Origin of the sequence: Streptomyces apricus (assembly GCF_008369065.1) — a bacterium.
Lineage (GTDB): Bacteria > Actinomycetota > Actinomycetes > Streptomycetales > Streptomycetaceae > Streptomyces > Streptomyces apricus.
Map to the genome: position 1 here is coordinate 1 of NZ_VDFC01000280.1, position 660 is coordinate 660.

1 protein-coding gene is annotated in these 660 nt (G+C 76.1%); it reads right to left on the reverse strand.

Features of this window, described 5'->3' with window-relative positions; all coding sequences use genetic code 11:
- The coding region (locus tag FGF04_RS39675) for a ParB/RepB/Spo0J family partition protein (RefSeq protein WP_223146461.1) at positions 1-660 on the reverse strand (660 nt) is incomplete at both ends.

Consider the following 660-nt stretch of genomic DNA (forward strand, 5'->3'; position numbering starts at 1 on the left):
GGCGGGGGGCCACGGGGTCCTGTCCCAGGCGGATGCGGTCGCGCACGTCCTTGGCGGTGGCGGTGGCGATGCCGGCGCGCTGGGCGATCTCCCGCAGCGAGGCGTCGGGGTGGGCGGCGATGATCTGGCTGGCCCGCAGCCGGCCCTCGGTGGCGTGCAGCGGCCGGATGCGCCCGTCGCGGCCCATTCTGGTGTTCGACTGCTCGCCTTGGGTGGTTGAACGGCGGCGGATGGCCGAGACGGTGCTGGCGGCCAGGCCGGTGTTGGCCGCGATGCGGCGGTCGGACCACTGCGGCCGGCTGGCCACGATCCGGGTCGCCGCGGCCGTGCGGTCGGCCAGGCTCAGCGGCAGTCCGTGCGCGACGTTGAGCTTGACCGCCAGGGCGAAGGCGTCCTCCGGCTCGCCGTCGAAGAACTCCACGTCGACTTCCTTCTTGCCGCGCAGCTGCGCGCCCCGCAGGCGGTGCATGCCGTCGATGACGCGCATCGTGGAGCGGTGCACCAGGATCGGCGGCAGGGGGGCGTCCAGGTCGGCCAGGAGGCGCACGTGGTCGTCGTCCTCGCCGTCGGCGCGCAGGCGGTCGGAGGGCAGCAGGGCGCTGACGGCCACGGTGGCCCGCTGCCCGCCGGCCTGCTGCGCCGGCCCGGGAGCGGGGGCAG